Origin of the sequence: Paenibacillus allorhizoplanae (assembly GCF_927798215.1) — a bacterium.
GTDB classification, from domain to species: domain Bacteria; phylum Bacillota; class Bacilli; order Paenibacillales; family NBRC-103111; genus Paenibacillus_E; species Paenibacillus_E allorhizoplanae.
Genome location: NZ_CAKMMW010000015.1, coordinates 108,542 through 126,114, shown reverse-complemented (window position 1 = coordinate 126,114; position 17,573 = coordinate 108,542). Strand labels below are relative to the sequence as shown.

Genomic DNA, 17,573 nt, shown 5'->3' with positions numbered 1-17,573 from the left:
GAGCAGATGGCATGAACTACGATGTAGTTGCGCTTGGGGAGTACTTAATTGATTTTACACCAAATGGTCGATCCGAAGCGGGACAGCCGTTGTTTGAGCGCAACCCAGGCGGAGCGCCAGTAAATGTGGCAGCTGCGATGGCGAAGCTCGGCAGGAAAACGGGGTTCATCGGGAAAGTGGGCAGCGATCCATTCGGGGCTTATTTACGCGAAGCTTTACTCGAGGTCGGCGTGTCAGATTGTGGTTTGGTAGAGACATGTGAGGCGCATACGACGATGGCTTTCGTCCAGCTGGATGCAGATGGAGATAGATCGTTTCATTTTGCAAGGCATCCTGGCGCTGATCAGCTGTTGAGAGCAGATGAGTTGAATCATGCCATGCTGGGGGAGACACGGATTTTTCATTTTGGCTCGATTTCAATGACGGCGGAGCCTGCTTATACAGCTACTCTAAAAGCTGTTCAGCTTGCGAAGGATAATGGGGCGCTGATTTCCTATGACCCGAATTGGCGTCCTTCCTTGTGGCGAGATGAGGAGCACGCACTAGAAGTAATTCGCGTTGGCCTAAGCCTCGCAGATGTGGTAAAGGTTTCCGAAGAGGAGCTTGTCTTCTTGACGGCTGAGCAGGATTTAGAAAAGGCAGCGAGAAAACTAGTTGAACAGTATGGAATTACCTTGCTTTTGGCTACAGCAGGAGGAGCGGGTTCTTTTTATCAGATGAAGGATTGGTGGGGCAAGGTGGAGAGTTTCCCTGTTCTTACCCTTGATACTACTGGTGCTGGGGATGCGTTTTTCGGTGCATTGTTATATGAAGTGTTGGAGAAGGGAAAGGCGTTGCAGTTGTGGGAAGAAGAGGAGCTTCAGCTGGCATTGTGCTTTGCGAATGCGGCGGGAGCTTTGGCGACCACTCGGAAAGGTGCGATTCCGTCGCTTGGAACAATGGAGGAAATTCAAGCGTTGATACGAGATGGAGCTAGGGAGGATGTTCTAGGATGAGTCAGCGGACAGATAGTGAAAAGAGTCAGCTCCACATGGAACGCGTGGAACAAGCGAATCAAGCATTGGAGCAAGCCGTCAAGTCAATCGCGGAGGATGGATATAGGCTTGGTTATCACCTTATGCCTCCAGCGGGCTGGATGAATGATCCAAATGGGCTTATTTATTGGAATGGAGAGTATCATGTGTTTTATCAGCATTTTCCCTATGAGTCGAAATGGGGCCCGATGCATTGGGGGCATGCCAAAAGTAAGGATTTGGTGCACTGGGAGCACTTGCCTATCGCGTTGGCTCCTTCGGAAGATTATGATAGCGGGGAAACAGGTGGTTATGGCTGTTGGTCAGGCAGTGCAGTCGATTATAACGGCGTTCTGACATTGGTCTATACGGGGCATGTAGATGGACGTACGCCGATGGAGGTGCAGTGTCTCGCGACCAGCACGGATGGGGTTGCTTTTAACAAATCAGTGGCTAATCCTATTATTGGTGCCGCACCGGAGGAGGGTGGGTTCGGCTTCCGCGATCCGAAGGTTTGGCAGCATGACGGTCAGTGGTACATGGTCGTCGGTTATGGAAAGGATGGCTTGGGCAAAGTGCTGATGTACACGTCTTCTGATTTGCTCACATGGCGCTATTTGGGTGTTGCAGCAGAGAGTGACGGCACTATGGGAGATATGTGGGAGTGTCCTGATTTATTTCCACTCGGTGATGGGGATGATCATGTGCTTGTTATTTCCCCGATGAACATGGGGGCTACAAAGACGATGTACCTCACCGGGAAATTAAACTATGAGACAGGCAAATTTGATTACCGTTATGCCGAACGGTTGGATGATGGGTTCGATTTCTATGCGCCGCAAACGTTGGTGGATGGACTGGGACGACGCATCCTGCTAGGCTGGATGAACATATGGGGCGCTCAGATGCCGGAGCAAGTAGATGGCTGGATGGGGGCGTTTACTTTGCCGCGCGAGTTGACGCTGGCAGAGGATGGCACGTTGCGGATGCAGCCTGTGGCGGAACTGGCGGCGCTGCGGAAGGGCAGGGAGTTCGTCGATCGACAGGTGATACCTGCGGAATCGATTGTTTCATTGGCCGCTATTCAAGGCGACCAGCTGGAACTGATCGCCGTGTTTAACACGAAGGGATCTAGCGAGGAGGCGGTGTTTGGACTTCTCATTCGTTGCTCAGAGGATGGATCTGAGTACACGGAAGTTTCGTACTCCGTAGCGGAGCATACACTCCGCGTTGATCGTACACGCGCCGGTGCAGGTGAAGCCGGTGTGAGCGAAGCTCAGGTGGAACCGATGGAGGATGGGAGCATCAAGCTTCATCTGTTCGTGGATCGTTCTTCGTTAGAGCTGTTCGCGAATAACGGTGTGAAAACGATAACGAATCGGATTTATCCGAATGGTGACAGTCTAGGTGTTAAGCTTTTTGCAAGGCATGGTGAAGCTTGTTTAGAAAGTTTGGACGCATGGAAAGTGTCATTGTAGATACAACAAATAACCAATTTTAAACAAGCGAGCATTCCGCGAAGCCAGGTGGTATAATAGGTTAAACGTTTCAATAAACCTGGCGAGGAGTGTAATAGATGACGACAATTCAGAAGGCTTGGGCTCAAGAAGCATGGGCACAAACCGTAGCGAAAGTAGACAAAACAAGTAAGCGCATTGGTGATGGTTTCCCACATGCAAGTGTAGGCGGAGAGTATAAGCTGGAGCCTGCATATTGGTGGACAGCGGGTTTCTGGCCTGGGTTGTTGTGGTTATTATATCGTGATACCAAGGATGAGGGTCTGAAGCAGTTAGCCGAGTCCTGTGAACAGCAACTCGATCAAGTTGTTACCGACTACTATCGTCTGGATCATGATATCGGCTTCATGTGGACGCTGACGAGTGTTGCTCGCTACAAGTTAACTGGTGCAGATGATTCCAAGCGCCGCGCTTTGCTCGCGGCGAATCTGCTTGCAGCACGTTTCAACGTGAAGGGCAGTTACATTCGCGCTTGGAACCCTTGGCGCGAAGGCGAGGATAATGCAGGCTGGGCGATTATCGACTGCATGATGAATCTGCCGTTGCTGCACTGGGCTACGCTGACTACAGGCGACCCGCGCTTCAAAGAAATCGCCGTAAGGCATGCCGACATGGCGGTCGAGCACTTTATTCGTCCCGATGGATCGGTGAATCATATCGTGATTTTTGATCCTGCCACTGGCGAGAAGCTTTCCGTAAACGGTGGGCAAGGCTTTGCGCCTGAATCGGCCTGGTCGCGGGGAACCGCGTGGGCGATTTACGGTATGAGCCTCAGCTATAAGTACACTGGCGATGAGAAGTATTTGCATGCGGCCAAGCGTGCTGCACATTTCTTCCTGGCGAACCTGCCGGAAGATCATGTGCCGCATTGGGATTTCCGCTTGCCAGATGGCATTCCAGCGTACCGCGACTCCTCAGCAGGCGCGTGTGCGGCTTGCGGCTTGCTCCTGATCGCGGAGCAAGTGAACGGCCAAGAGGCATCCCTCTACCGCGAAGCGGGGGAGCGCATCTTGCACTCGCTGTACACGAACTACGGTGCGTGGGATTCCGAAACCGAAGAAGGGTTAGTCACCCACGGTACAAGCCATTATCCAGAGGGGAAAAACATCGACGTGCCGCTCATTTATGGCGACTATTACTTCGTGGAGGGTCTTTCCCGATTGCTCGGGCATGGCGAGTTGTTCTGGTAGGTTAGGTTAATTTGATAAGAGAGTTGTCTTTCAGCAGCTATAGCTGCTGGAGGACAACTCTTTTTTGCGTTGTTTCCACGCGTCGCTCCAGCACTCCAGTAACAATAACTGGATTTCCTACATCTAATTTCGCGCCAAACACGTTGCTGAAGCGAATAACTGTATTTCCTCCAGTTAATTCGAGCCAATTCGTCCGAAATAATCGATTTGAGCGAAATTAGCTACATAATTTCCATCTATATGCAATAAACAGATGAATCAGCCAGAATTAGCTGCATAATTTCCATTTAATTTCCACGGGCGACGGGGAGATGGGGGAAAGTGGCATGTTGGTAGCGGAGGAGTGTGTTTAGGGTGTGTGTTTAGGATGTGTAGTTAAAATGTGCAGTTAGGTTGTGTAATTAGGGTGTGTGTTTAGGTTGTGTAGTTAGGTTGTGTAGTTAGGTTGTGTAGTTAGGGTGTGTAGTTAGGTTGTGTAGTTAGGGTGTGTGTTTAGGTTGTGTAATTAGGTTGTGTAGTTAGGATGTGTAGTTAAGATGTGATGGCAGTGTGTTGTGGGTGGATGTTGTACTGGTGAAATTTAAGTTTAGGTGTTGCTCCCCCATCCCCCACAAAAAGACTTTTACTACAGTAAATCGACATCCGCCCTCATTGTTGGTCTCATGCCTTGAAACCTATAATTAACACATAAGACAAATAGATAGTGTAGGTGAGAGCAGATGAAATCCGCTACTGTGAATGAGGTTGTTCAGCGGTCAACCCAAGCAAAAAAGAAAAAAGGTTGGTGGAAATACGTCCTACAGCATCGGGCATTTTATATCATGCTGATTCCTGGACTGCTGTATTTCCTCGTGTTCAAGTATGTACCCCTTATGGCGAGCTTCATTGCCTTTCAGGATTACAACATTTTCAAAGGCTTCACAGGAAGTGAATGGGTTGGGTTCAAGTGGTTCCATCAACTATTCACGTACGACAAGTTCGGACGACTGCTCCGAAATACGCTGCTAATCAGCTTGTATCAAATTGTGTTCGCCTTCCCGTTGCCGATTTTACTAGCGATTATGCTCAATGAAGTGCGCACGATGGCTTTCAAGCGAATTACGCAAACGGTGCTGTATTTACCACACTTTTTATCATGGACGATTGTTTTCGGACTTACGTATATGTTGCTTTCGCCAACGCAGGGTCTTGTGAATCATTTGATCACTGCCTTCGGTGGTGATACCATCGCGTATCTCCAGAAGTCGGAGTACTTCCGATCCATCATTATTATTTCGGGTATCTGGAAGGAAATGGGCTGGAATGCCATCATTTTCATCGCAGCGCTAGCGGGAATTAATCCTTCCTTGTATGAAGCGGCCAAAATGGATGGAGCCAATCGTTGGAAACAGTTTCTACATATATCGGTGCCAGGCATGCTGCCTGCGATCATGATTCTGTTAATGTTGAAAACGGGACATATTCTGGATTCAGGTTTTGAGCAAATTTATCAGTTCCTCAATCCAGCGACGCAGGAGACGGGGGATGTCTTGGATACTTACACGTATCGGGCAGGGATTCTACAAGGACAATACAGTATAACGACAGCTGTTGGGTTGTTTAAATCAGTCATAGGTTTTCTATTGCTTGTCATCGCCAATCGCGTGAGCAAATGGACAACAGGAGAAGGGCTTTACTAAAGGGGTGAAATATACACGATGAAAATTAAACGATCTATTGGAGAAGTAATTTTTGATTCTGCAAATACTCTGTTATTGTTGCTCTTTTGTGCGGCTGTAGCAGTTCCGTTATTAAACGTCATTGCAGGCTCGTTAAGCTCAAATGAAGCCATTATTCATTCCGAAGTCGCGCTCTGGCCTGTAGGTTTCAATCTGCACAACTATGAATTTGTTATCAAAAATGCCGTTTTTTGGAGGTCGTTCGGTGTTACGGTCCAAATTGTATTGATAGGCACAGCGATCAATATGCTGCTGACCATTCTAACGTCCTATCCACTTTCAAAAGGGTGGTTAGGCGGCCGTAAAGTAATTCTCCTTTTTATCATCTTCACGATGATCTTCCAGGCACCATTGGTTCCAATGTATATCTTAGTCAAAAGCTTTGGCATGCTCAACACAATCTGGTCATTAATCATTCCAGGTGCGCTTAGCGCTTTCAATATGATGCTGTGCATCACCTTTATGAGGTCGCTTCCGGAAGAAATGTTTGAAGCGGCGAGGGTGGATGGCATGTCGGAGTACAGAATTGTATGGCGCATTGTGGCTCCGTTATCGATGCCAATCAATGTGACGCTGATTCTCTTCTATGCCGTGGGACATTGGAATAATTACCTTGGTCCATTGCTCTATATTACAGACCGGGAATTACAGCCCTTGCAGTTGTATTTGTATAAATTGATCTCGCAATTTGATATGGATTCTGCCGGCGGTCAGTCGGTAATGGAGTTATCCAGTGCGATAACGCCACAAGGGTTGCAAATGGCGACGATTGTGATCGCGACCATCCCGATTATTATTGTCTATCCGTTCCTGCAGAAACATTTTATCAAAGGTGCCTTGCTGGGATCGGTTAAAGAATAAGGTATTGCCGAGGTAGCTTCATACTCTGATCAGGAGGTGGGATAGGTCCAGACAGTAATATCCAGATGATGTTGACGAACGATCTAAATTATAATGAAGTAGCTTACTAGGGAGGGTCTAATCAATGAAAGTTAATTTTAAACAAATAGTTACGCTTGCATGTGTTGTATGTTTATCCACGGCGGTGGCCGCATGTTCATCCGATAAAGGTTCCACGACGACAGCTTCAACAGCACCAGCAGTGAGTGCAACGGCAAGTACAAAGCCTGCTGCGCCTGAGAAAATCACGATGTTCGTATCCAATAACGCACAGCAAATTCCTTCTGGTAAATCGATGGACCTGGCTACTGTGAAATATTTGGCACAAAAAACAAATACAGATTTGGATATTACTTTCTTGCCTCATGAAAACTACGCAGATCAGCTGAAGCTGAAATTCGCTTCTGGTGATATCCCGAATGTACATATGGTCTGGGGCATCGAAACTTCGGATATTGTTACCAATGGATTAGCACTGGATTTGAAGCCGTTAATTGATAAATATGGCCCTAATTTGAAGAAAAATATCCCGCAATCTGCTTGGGACGCTGTGACGATCAATGGTAAAATCCTAGCCATTCCACAGCCTGCGGCAGGAAATGCGCCAGCTGAACGTGTGATTTATGTACGTAAGGATTGGATGGATAAATTGGGCATCAAGGAGCCGAAAACGTCGGCAGAATTCCTTGATATGCTAAGAGCCTTTCGAGATAAGGACCCGAACGGTAATGGCAAAAAAGATGAAATTCCTTTCTCCTCCCGTGAGAAATTTGAGTGGGCGGATAATGTCTTCGGTATGTACGGCGTTAACTTGGATTCCAACAGCCTTTACAATGGTGAAGTTATGCCTGGCTATGTGAACCCGAATATGAAAAAAGCATTAGGCCTGCTCAACACGATGTATAAAGAAAAATTGATTGATACGGAATTCCTGACGAACACACGGGCAATTTGGGATCAAAAAATTAAGTCCGACCTTGTTGGCTCATGGGACCACGTTGTATTAGGTATTTGGGATTCATGGCAAAAGGATCTAACCAAATTATTGCCAGACAAGAAGCCTAATGTCATCGGCATCGCTACTCCAAGAGGTGATGGCTATACAGGTCAACTAGGACGTGTTGAGAAACCAGTACTTAAAACTTTCATTGTACACAAAGATACGAAAAATCCAGAAGCGGTTGTAAAAATGTTTGATTGGCTCGTCTCAGATGAAGGTCAAATGTTCTCAGAGCTAGGTATTGAGGGGCAATCTTACACCAAAGAAGGCAGCACAATTAAATATTTGGCAGATAAAGATACAGATTTGAAATGGCGTTCTGCTGTGTTCCAAATGCATGGATTTAATGAGCAAGCTCAGAAGTTGTTGATTAACAACGATGAGGCTTATAACAAGCTTCTTCAAACGATCGATACGTCCCGTAAAGAAGGTATTGCCAACCCAACTGCAGGTATGCCGCCAATTGATACGTTGACGAAGAATGCTGATTTGCAGTACAGAGGTTCTTTCCAAGAAGCAGCAGCGAAAATTATTCTCGGCGAGAAGCCAGTGGATTACTTCGATGAGTACGTGGCTAATTGGAAGAAACAAGGTGGAGACAAAGCGATCAAGGAATTGACCGATTGGTATAACGCAAACCGCAAGAAATAAGGTAGTTGCTAGACACGCCCATCTGAAGCTGGTAAGACACTTGCTCAGGTGGGTCCTCTTTTATTGTTTGTAGGCTACTGATGGAAGGATGAGATAGGTGATGATAAGAAGGGGTAAAATGGGCAGATTACTCTCTCTCCTGTTAATTGGCACGATGCTTGTTGTACCGTTCCAACCCAAGATTTCCTTGGCGCAGGTATTGACGGAAGAAGAATTGGGTCAACTCTCTGGTAGTGAAGTTCTTATTTCTGATATTAAAATGCAGGGAGCGGCATTGAATCCAGAGGCTCCAGCTTACGGAACGGTTGCTAACTCAACTGTTGATGGGCAAGCTTTTACGGAAGCATTGCATTTTACGACGAATGTGCAGCCAGCAAGTACGTATCTTTTACAATATGTACTGCCGATTCAAGCAAGTATAGAGAAAGATGATGTCATGTTGGCAACGTTCTATGCGAGGACGCTGAAATCTACGGTTGAAACGGCTGAGGGTACAGTGGCATTGGTCATGGAGAAAAGAGGCAATTTCGAAAAGTCGATAACGGAGACGCTAACCGTGCCTTCACAGTGGAAGAAATTCCTTGTGCCAATTAAAGCTGCTTTGTTGATGGAAGCAAACACACCACAGATCGCTTTTCGACTTGGCTTTAAGCCACAGGAGATCGAAATCGCCAATCTTAAAGTAGTGAATTATAAGAAAACGGTTACATTGGAAAGCTTGCCTAGCACTCCTGTTATTTACGAAGGAATGGAAGAGGACGCGCCATGGCGTGCAGAAGCGAATCAGCGGATTGAGCAGATCCGCAAAGGGGATCTGCAAGTTGAAGTGAAGGACGCTTCTGGCCTTCCTATCCAGGACGCAGCTGTTCAAGTGAAGATGACGAAGCATGACTTCAAGTTTGGTACGGCTGTCAACAGCACGATGATTAATGGTACAGATGCGAACGCAGAAACGTATCGAACCAAGCTGAAAGAGAATTTTAATTCTGTTGTTATGGAAAATGAGATGAAGTGGCAATGGTGGGAACAGGATCGAAGCCGTACCGTTAATCTCTACAATTGGTTGGGCTCCAACGGTTTTGACATTCGTGGACATGCCTTGCTATGGGATGGAGCTACTCGTTTACCAGCAGATATTCCAGGCCTTGTGAGCAATAAGACAGCGCTTGAGAAACGTATCCAAGATCACTTCCATGAGCTGGCGGGCTTGTTCAGGGGGAGATTGTATAACTGGGATGTGTTGAACGAGCCTGTTCTAAACAGCATGATTCGCAGCACGTACGCAGACCAAGGTGCACTGATGGCGAATTGGTTCAAAATGGCCAAAGAAGCTGACCCTGCGGCTAAACTTTATGTCAATGAGACGCAAATTCTTGGCGTAGATGCGCCGGTGATTGCGAACTTCTCAGGTATTTTGCAATCAATGAAAGATAATGGCGCTCCTATAGATGGTATCGGAATTCAGGCGCATTTCGGCAGTACGCCGGTGAGTCCGATGGCTTTCTACAATCAGCTTACTCATTTCACACAGTATGCGACTGAGATTGCGATAACGGAATTTGATGTAAACTCACCTAAAGAAGATATCCAAGGGAAGTTTACAAGAGATATCCTGCTTGCTTCATTTAGCCATCCCAACGTGAAATCGTTTACGATGTGGGGGTTCTGGGATGGTGCTCACTGGCAGAATAACGCTCCGCTGTTCCGCAGCAACTGGACGTTGAAGCCCTCAGGTGAACAATGGCGCAATCTGATCTACGGAACATGGTGGACGGACGTAACGGGAACAACGAATGCGAATGGTCAGTATCAAACGCGTGGATTTTATGGTGACTATGACATTATCGTCACCAAAGGTGGCGTAAGTCAGACAGTAAAAGCTTCCTTACTACAGGGGCAAGATAACAAAGTTTCAATCGTATGGGGAACACCATCGCAAGGTGGAACGACGGAAACTTTCGTACCTCTATCCTTACCTGCTCAAAATGCGGAAATCACAGCGCCAGTGTGGCCGTATGGCAGTACCTTTGGTACTTCCAATACATCACCAACATCGGTCAGCGTAACATGGCCAAGAGCGCATGACAATTTAGGAGTTAGTGGGTATCGGGTTTACAAGGATGGCGAGTTGGTCAAACAGGTACTAGCAAACGTAACGAGCTATGACATCACAGGTTTAACGCCGGGTCACAGCTACTCGTTCACGGTGCAAGCGTTGGACGCACAGGGCAACACGTCCGTGCTTAGTCAGCCCATCGAGACGACCACAACTTCTGGTGTAGACAGTGAGCTGCCAGGTTGGACTAAAGGCTCCGCGGTTGAGGTTGCAGATCTCGGTCAAACCGGTGCACAGCTTTCATGGCCAAATGGCGTGGATAATGACGGGGCGGATGGCTATCGTATTTATGTGAACGGACAAATCTGGGCAGATGTGAGCGGAACGAGCTATGCCCTCGTAGGATTAGACCCGAACAAGCTGTATACGATTCGCGTGGAGTCGAAAGACAGCGACGGTAATTTGTCGGTCGGCGGGCCGATCGTCACTTTCCGTACGCTGGGTGTAGAAGACACAACAGCACCGACGTGGGACCTTGCTTCGAGCGTGACCGCTTCGGATGTGACGACGACGGGCATGCAATTGACTTGGAACTCTGCGCAAGACAGCGGAGGAGTGACCGCATACCGTGTGTTCCAAGACGGTAAGCAGGTTGTGACGCTGCCAGCTTTGGTGAAAAACTTTACCATCACCGGTTTGACCCCGAATTCCACGCATGTATTTAGGGTTGAAGCGGGGGATGGCAAAAATAACTGGTCAATAACAGGTCCTGGATTGTCGATTAAAACCCAAGCAGGACCAGATGAAGTCCGTCCGACATGGCCAGCTAATCGGAGCTTAACGTATAGCGGGCTGGCCGACCATGCAGTGAATTTAAATTGGACGGCAGCGTTTGATGAGATTGGTGTTACAGGTTATAAGATTTTTGCGAATAATACGTTAATTGCAACCGTCGCTGGCAACATACAAACCTATGCGGTGACGAACTTGATTGCCGGTACGGCCTATACGTTCCGCGTCGAAGCGGGGGATGCCGCCGGAAATTGGTCAACGAACAACGGACCAGCCGTTTCGGTTACGACGTACCAAGGCGTTATTCGTAAGCAGACGGTGATATATCCGAGCGCGGATGCGTTCATCCAGGCGCCTAGCACGCTAGGTGAAGCGGGATCAACGAACAATCTGGATTATTTGCGCTTCAAGAATGCAGCTGGTGTATCAGGTAGCGATGCGAATAAAAACACAGGTAACAACCGACGTGCATATTTAAAATTCCCGCTGACTTCGGTTACTGGGAATGTATACGATGCTTCCTTGAATCTCTATGTTTTTGCGGTTCAGACGGCAAATATGGACATTAGCATGGATCTGTACAGCACAGGCGACAACTGGCGAGAGGTGGCCGATGCGGGTGGGGCGTCCATCAATTGGCAGAACAAGCCAGCAGATGGCTCGCTGATCGGCAGTACAATCGTGCGAAATGCTGGATACTGGAAGAAATTAAGTGTGACAAGTCAAGCAGCTACAGAGAAAAGCGGTGACGGGACGATCAGTTTCAAGCTGCAAAATGACAGTTGGCTGGATCAAAACGTCGATTTTTATTCGAAGGAAGCTGCGGGAGCAAATGTCGGATTTAGACCGTACCTAACGCTCGGAACGGAAGAACTGCCAACGGATACGACAGCACCGACATGGACAGGCGCGAATTTGGCGGTCACACAAGTTGCCCCGCATACGGCGACCTTAACATGGCCAAGTGCGCAAGATCTTTCCGGTATTAACCGCTACAAGGTGTACCAGAATGGTACGGCCATTGCGACTGTTGCATCGGATGTATACAGCTATCAAGTGAATGGCTTAGCACCTGCGACGGCTTACACCTTTAAGGTAGAAGCGGTAGACATCGCGTTAGAATCAACTAATGGACCATCTGCGTCGCTCACGACGCCTGCCGTTGATGCGGTTAGTCCAGTATGGCCGACAAGCGCAGGTTTGACAGCACAAAGTGTGGGTCGCAAAGCGCTCAACCTGCATTGGTCGGCCGCTGAAGACAATTACGGTGTAACGGCCTACGATGTGTACCAGGGCGCTGCGCTGCTGGGGACTGTCACCGGCACGACTTATGAGGTTTCTGCATTGGTACCAGGAACGAATTATCAGTTCCATGTCGTGGCACGTGATGCGGCAGGCAATACAGTAAGTAGTCCGGTACTCTCCACGGCGACGCTTGCTGGAGATGTGACGCTGCCAACCTGGAGTAATGGAAGCCAGCTGAATCTCACGCTTATCAGCGCATCTGGCCTTCAGTTGAACTGGCCTGCGGCAGTGGATGATTCAGGCGTCACAAGTTATCGTATCGAGCAAGACGATTCAATGGTCATCGAAGTGTCGAATGATATTCGAAGTTATTTCATCAACGGATTACAAGCACAAACCGCCTATATGTTTAAGGTCCGAGCAGTGGACGAAGCTGGGAACGTCTCTGAACCGCTGCAAGTTTACGAAAGTACGATGTTGGCCGATACAATTACGCCGCAATGGCCGACTGGCTCGCGTATAACGTCCACAAGCGTAGGTAATCAAATCACCCTAGTGTGGGATGCTGCCTTGGACAATGTTGGGGTTATGCAGTATAACGTTTATCGCAATGGCGGGTTTGTCGCTTCCGTTGCGGGAGCAACAAGCATTGTGCTGCAGGATACTGAAGCAGCCGTTTACAAAGTAGAAGCACAGGATTTCCTAGGGAACTCGACTGTGTTCGGCCCAAGTACGGATGATCCAGAAATCCCAGTTCCAAGTGATAAAACAGCACCTGGGTGGCCAGCTGAAAGTACTCTGACACAAGGCATCGTGACATCGAATTCCGTTCAACTCTCATGGAGCCAAGCGATTGACCGCGTAGGCGTAACGCAGTATAAACTACTGATGAATGGCAACGTAGTTACTACTACGCCAAACACAACGTGGCAGGTAACCGGATTGACCGCTGATACGGCTTATGACTTCAAAGTTGAAGCGGCAGATGCTGCGAACAATTGGTCAACAAGTGGCCCGAGCTTGCGTATCAGAACACAAGCTGTTCCTGCTCCAACTGAGCCATCTACAGGGACGCAATCAGAGCCGGAGAAGCCGACTATTACGGTTAACAATGGGGCAGCCCAGATTACCTTCCCAACAACTAGCGTTACAACGGTAGACGGGAAAGCCACAGCAAAGATTGATAAAACAACACTGGAAGAAGCCTTTAAGAAGACGGATGCACAAGTAGGTGGAACGAGTTCGATAGTAACCCTACATGTACCGAAAGTAGCAGGAGCTAACAGCTATGCGCTTGAACTACCAACGGAGTATCTGACGCAGAAAGCTTCAACTCACGGGCTTGAAATTTCGACGGAACTTGGCACGGTTGTTCTACCTAGCCATATGTTTACTAATAATGCAGCAGCGACTGGACAGTCTACGCTTACAATTAACATATCGATAGATAAGCTGCCAGCACAAACAGATCTGAAGGGCAAGACAGGCGTTGTCGTCGATTTGCAATTCACGGCATCCGGCCAACCGATGAAATTCGAGAATAAGGATGCTTCCGTTTCTGTTCGTATTCCTTATGTACTATCTTCAGATGAGAAAACTCATCCTGAACTGTTAAACGTCTGGTATGTGAACACGAAAGGAGAAGCTCAACTCGTACCGACAGGCAGCTACAACGCTGCTACTGGCATGTTTCAGTTCAGCACGAATCATTTTAGTACGTACGCAGTTTCCTACAACAAGCCAGCTTTCCAGGATCTCGCCTCCACGATGTGGGCGCAGAAAGCCATCGAAATACTTGCTTCCAAAGGGATTATTCAAGGGGTTACGGCTCAATCGTTCAATCCGACGGCTTCTATCACACGAGCAGACTTCACGAAATTACTGGTTGAAACCTTTGGGCTACAAGCGACGGCCGAGACGCATTTTGAGGACATTCAGACAGGTACTTATTATGAAAAAGCTGTTGGAATTGCGAGTAAGCTCGGCATTGTTAATGGCGTAGATGATCAACACTTTAACCCGCAAGCTAATATTACTCGTCAAGATATGTTCGTCATGATTACGAGAGCCTTGGCTCAAGTGAACCAATCATTACCTACAGGGAAAAACGCCAATCCATTCACGGACGGAGCTGATATCGCTTCTTATGCGGTCCAATCCATTCATGCTCTCGTTCAACAAGGTTTAGTCGAAGGCAACGCCGGCAAGGTGAATCCACTGGGCAATACGACTAGAGCTGAAACTGCCGTTATGTTGTACAGATTATTCCAATTTATCTACCAATAAATTATAGTACTCCAACCGCGCCTACCTCGGCGCGGTTTTTGTCGTATTTTAAACAAAAAAGTACGATCCCTGCAGTGAATAAAACGCTTACCTCATTGCTCAGGACTGAAATTGGGCATATTATTTAACTACGAGACTCTAGGCATATCATCGTCAGTTTACAAGGGGAGATCAATTTGATTAACTATATGGTCAAGAGCCTGAAGCGTTCCCTGAAATGGCGGCTCATCTCCATCATCGTCACTATTCTGATTTTTACAGTTTCAACAATTGGTATTTCTAGTTATATCCAGACGAAGAGTTCCGTCCGCAAAGATATTGATCATCTGAGTATGCAAGTCCTCAGGCAAGCTAACATGAACTTAAATCGTTATTACTCGGAGTACGAGTTAGCTTTTCTTATGCTGAGCAACAGTCTCGAAGTTCGGGATTGGATGCGTGTCTCGTCCCCAAATGTTTCTTCTGAACTCATTCGTACGTACGAAAGAATCAAGGATAACTATTTGAATCGCTTATTTTTGCAATATCCAGAGGTATTGTCCGTCTCTTTGTATAACCCTAACGGGAATGAGCAGCATTTCGTCAATACGTACGCCCTTCCCTTAAAATACTCGATTAAAAATGAACCTTATTTCGCCCAAAGCGGCAATTATGAGAAGGTCAAATTTATAACCGGCATTTCCGAGAATTACATTGATGCAGCGAATCAGAAAATGAAGATCCCCGTGTTGACTCTTTTTAAGCAGTTGAGTAACGGTTATTTGAAAATCGATATTTCACTGAAGCCGTCTCAGAGTGTCATGTCTCAAATTAATATTGCGAGCACGGGCTCAGCCTTCGTTATGGACCAAGCCGGTACGATTATTCATCATTCTCATTCCGCAGAGGTGATGGGGCATATGGATGACCATATTGTTCAAGCGGTGAAAGACCAGCAGGAGGGTTCAGTTTTCGACAAAACGGGAAAAGAGCTCATCATTTTTCAAACGATTCAGATGACAGGTTGGAAAATTATTGCGATTCTTCCCTATCAGGAAATTGCCCAAAGCATTAACTACACGAGAAATGTCACGATTGTTATTGCGATATCTGCGTTGATTATTTCGGTTTTGCTCACCTATTTTGCAGCTTCTTCTATTACAAGACGGATTCTAGGTTTGCGTAAAATGATGAAAGCGATGCAATTGACGAGCTCCTTCCATTTGCGGGCTGAGGTAGAGGGAGTCGATGAGGTCGCTGATTTGAGTATCTCCTTTAATAATTTGCTCGGTCATTTGGAGCAATCCATTCATGATCACGCGGAGACGCGTGTTTTGCAGCATCGGGCTGTGATTTCGGCGCTTCAGTCGCAAATTAATTCACATTTTTTATATAACACGCTCGAAACGATCAATTCCATGGCTGTCATTGCTAAGCAAACGCATATTGGGCATGTAGCTGTTAATCTCTCCAATATGCTGCGCTACACATCGGATTTCAAGAATATGAAAGTGATTCTCAAAGAAGAGATCAAGCACTTGGAGAATTATTTGACGATCATGAAAGTCAGATTCAAAGATGAAGTCACCTATTGCATTGAGGTACCTGAGGAGCATTTGCAGGCGATCTGTACGAAAGCACTTCTGCAGCCACTGGTGGAAAACAGCATTAAGCATGGGAGAGAAACGACAGGGGAATCCGTACATATCCATATTCGCGGGGAAGTCGTGCAGGGGGACAAGCTGCTTCTCACCGTTGCTGATAATGGACCTGGTTTCTCGTCGGAGACGTTAGTCAGATTAACGCAGGAGCAAGCGGATTCACACGTCCATCAGTACCGGCACAAACAAGTAGGTTTATCGAATCTGGTTTACCGTTTGCATATGTTTTATGCGGGGGAAGCTACGATTACGTTCTTTAATGATCCCATTTCTGGGGGAGCGGTTGTTGAAGTCTTATTGCCTTTACAAGATAGTTTGGATACGTAGAAAGGGGAGTACAAGCGGATGAATAGACTAATCATCGTAGACGACGAAGATTTGATTCGGGAGAGTTTGGCTATCCAAGTGTCTGAAATGGAAGGAGTTACCGTATCCGGAACGCTCCCGAATGGAAAAAAAGCGCTGGATTGGCTCAAGGATCATTACGCAGACATTTGCATGACGGATGTTCGGATGCCACTCGTAGATGGGCTGCAATTAATGAAAGAAATTAATCAACTGTATCCTTGGATGATCTGTATTGTGATTTCAAGTTATGATGATTTCCAATATGCCAAAAAGAGTATTGAGCTTGGCGCCGTCGATTATGTCCTGAAGCCGATGGATAGCAGCCTCTTGCAAGAGGCTGTCAGGAAGGCCAGCGCCCGCATCCGCAGCAGCCGGCGTAATGAGGCGAATCAGCTTCTGCTGCACAAGCTGCCCGTCTATAAGCCGATGCTAGACAGCTGGCTGGAGATGGTGTTATCGGTTTATTTGCACGGTCAGCCGCTGATTATCGTAGACACCTTGGCGATGTTGGAGTCGTGGGTGGAAGGAAGTTATGAGATTTTAAATGAGCTGTCCATGGCTTGGACATCACTGGTCATCGAAGAGTTGAAGAAGCAGGACATCCACGTGAAGTATGAGGAAGGTGAGGACGTCGAGCTTGGCGAGCATAGCCTGAAGCACTCCGATGTGCGGCAGTATTTCCGATTATGTGCAGTGAGAAGGCTTGAACAAGCGGCCAATATTCTGATGGATCGCGCGCGCAAAGCGAAGAACCTGCAGAAAGAGAGCGTCGTCGACCAAGTCAAACGGTATATCGAAGAGCATTATGCGGAGAATTGGGGGTTACAAGAGCTAGCGGATCATGTTGCGATGAGTCGTTCGTATTTAGCGAAGCTTTTTAAAGAGCAGGCAGGGATGACGATCTGGACGTATTGCGTCAACGTTAGAATGCGCAAAGCACGGGACTTGTTGCTCACTTCTTCCTTGAAGAGCTACGAGATTGCCCTACAAGTTGGGTACGAAAACAGCATTCACTTCTCGCGTATCTTCAAACAATATCATGGCTTGAACCCGATGGAATATAAGGACCGGTTTGGAGGTGAATAAGGCACGGAGTGGGCAAGTAGTAGGCAAAGAGTAAGCACGAATCGGGCACAGTGCGAGCACTTTGCCGCATTTGCATCGCATTCGTGCAGTAAAAAGCATTTTTACCTCAGTGTTTTGAAAGCGATTTCAGT

9 protein-coding genes are annotated in these 17,573 nt (G+C 47.3%); all 9 read left to right on the top strand.

Annotation, left to right across the window (positions count from 1 at the left end; translation table 11 throughout):
* The first annotated feature begins 11 nt into the window (after positions 1-11).
* Positions 12-995, top strand: a complete 984-nt coding sequence (locus L6I86_RS22480; RefSeq protein WP_236290678.1) for a PfkB family carbohydrate kinase — start codon at positions 12-14, stop codon at positions 993-995.
* Complete coding sequence (locus L6I86_RS22475) at positions 992-2,491, top strand: glycoside hydrolase family 32 protein (RefSeq protein ID WP_236290677.1); 1,500 nt, start codon at positions 992-994, stop codon at positions 2,489-2,491. The genes L6I86_RS22480 and L6I86_RS22475 overlap by 4 nt, the downstream gene beginning before the upstream one ends.
* Before the next feature lie 98 nt (positions 2,492-2,589).
* Positions 2,590-3,720, top strand: coding sequence for a glycoside hydrolase family 88 protein (locus L6I86_RS22470; protein ID WP_236290676.1), 1,131 nt, complete (start codon positions 2,590-2,592; stop codon positions 3,718-3,720).
* A gap of 719 nt (positions 3,721-4,439) precedes the next feature.
* Entirely contained in the window at positions 4,440-5,399 is a 960-nt protein-coding gene (locus L6I86_RS22465) for an ABC transporter permease (protein ID WP_236290675.1), read from the top strand.
* An 18-nt stretch (positions 5,400-5,417) separates the two neighbouring features.
* On the top strand, positions 5,418-6,299 hold the full coding sequence (locus L6I86_RS22460; RefSeq protein ID WP_236290674.1) for a carbohydrate ABC transporter permease: 882 nt from the start codon (positions 5,418-5,420) through the stop codon (positions 6,297-6,299).
* Between the two features lie 124 nt (positions 6,300-6,423).
* On the top strand, positions 6,424-7,989 hold the full coding sequence (locus tag L6I86_RS22455) for an extracellular solute-binding protein (protein WP_236290673.1): 1,566 nt from the start codon (positions 6,424-6,426) through the stop codon (positions 7,987-7,989).
* A gap of 118 nt (positions 7,990-8,107) precedes the next feature.
* Entirely contained in the window at positions 8,108-14,368 is a 6,261-nt protein-coding gene (locus L6I86_RS22450; protein WP_236290672.1) for a fibronectin type III domain-containing protein, read from the top strand.
* A gap of 176 nt (positions 14,369-14,544) precedes the next feature.
* Entirely contained in the window at positions 14,545-16,335 is a 1,791-nt protein-coding gene (locus L6I86_RS22445) for a sensor histidine kinase (protein ID WP_236290671.1), read from the top strand.
* A gap of 18 nt (positions 16,336-16,353) precedes the next feature.
* Positions 16,354-17,442, top strand: a complete 1,089-nt coding sequence (locus L6I86_RS22440) for a response regulator transcription factor (RefSeq protein WP_236290670.1) — start codon at positions 16,354-16,356, stop codon at positions 17,440-17,442.
* The last annotated feature ends 131 nt before the right edge of the window (positions 17,443-17,573 follow it).

Bases quoted from the DNA above. Each gene is read 5' to 3' on its own strand.
- L6I86_RS22480 (WP_236290678.1), top strand. From the start codon at position 12: ATGAACTACGATGTAGTTGCGCTTGGGGAGTACTTAATTGATTTTACA.
- L6I86_RS22475 (WP_236290677.1), top strand. From the start codon at position 992: ATGAGTCAGCGGACAGATAGTGAAAAGAGTCAGCTCCACATGGAACGC.
- L6I86_RS22470 (WP_236290676.1), top strand. From the start codon at position 2,590: ATGACGACAATTCAGAAGGCTTGGGCTCAAGAAGCATGGGCACAAACC.
- L6I86_RS22465 (WP_236290675.1), top strand. From the start codon at position 4,440: ATGAAATCCGCTACTGTGAATGAGGTTGTTCAGCGGTCAACCCAAGCA.
- L6I86_RS22460 (WP_236290674.1), top strand. From the start codon at position 5,418: ATGAAAATTAAACGATCTATTGGAGAAGTAATTTTTGATTCTGCAAAT.
- L6I86_RS22455 (WP_236290673.1), top strand. From the start codon at position 6,424: ATGAAAGTTAATTTTAAACAAATAGTTACGCTTGCATGTGTTGTATGT.
- L6I86_RS22450 (WP_236290672.1), top strand. From the start codon at position 8,108: ATGGGCAGATTACTCTCTCTCCTGTTAATTGGCACGATGCTTGTTGTA.
- L6I86_RS22440 (WP_236290670.1), top strand. From the start codon at position 16,354: ATGAATAGACTAATCATCGTAGACGACGAAGATTTGATTCGGGAGAGT.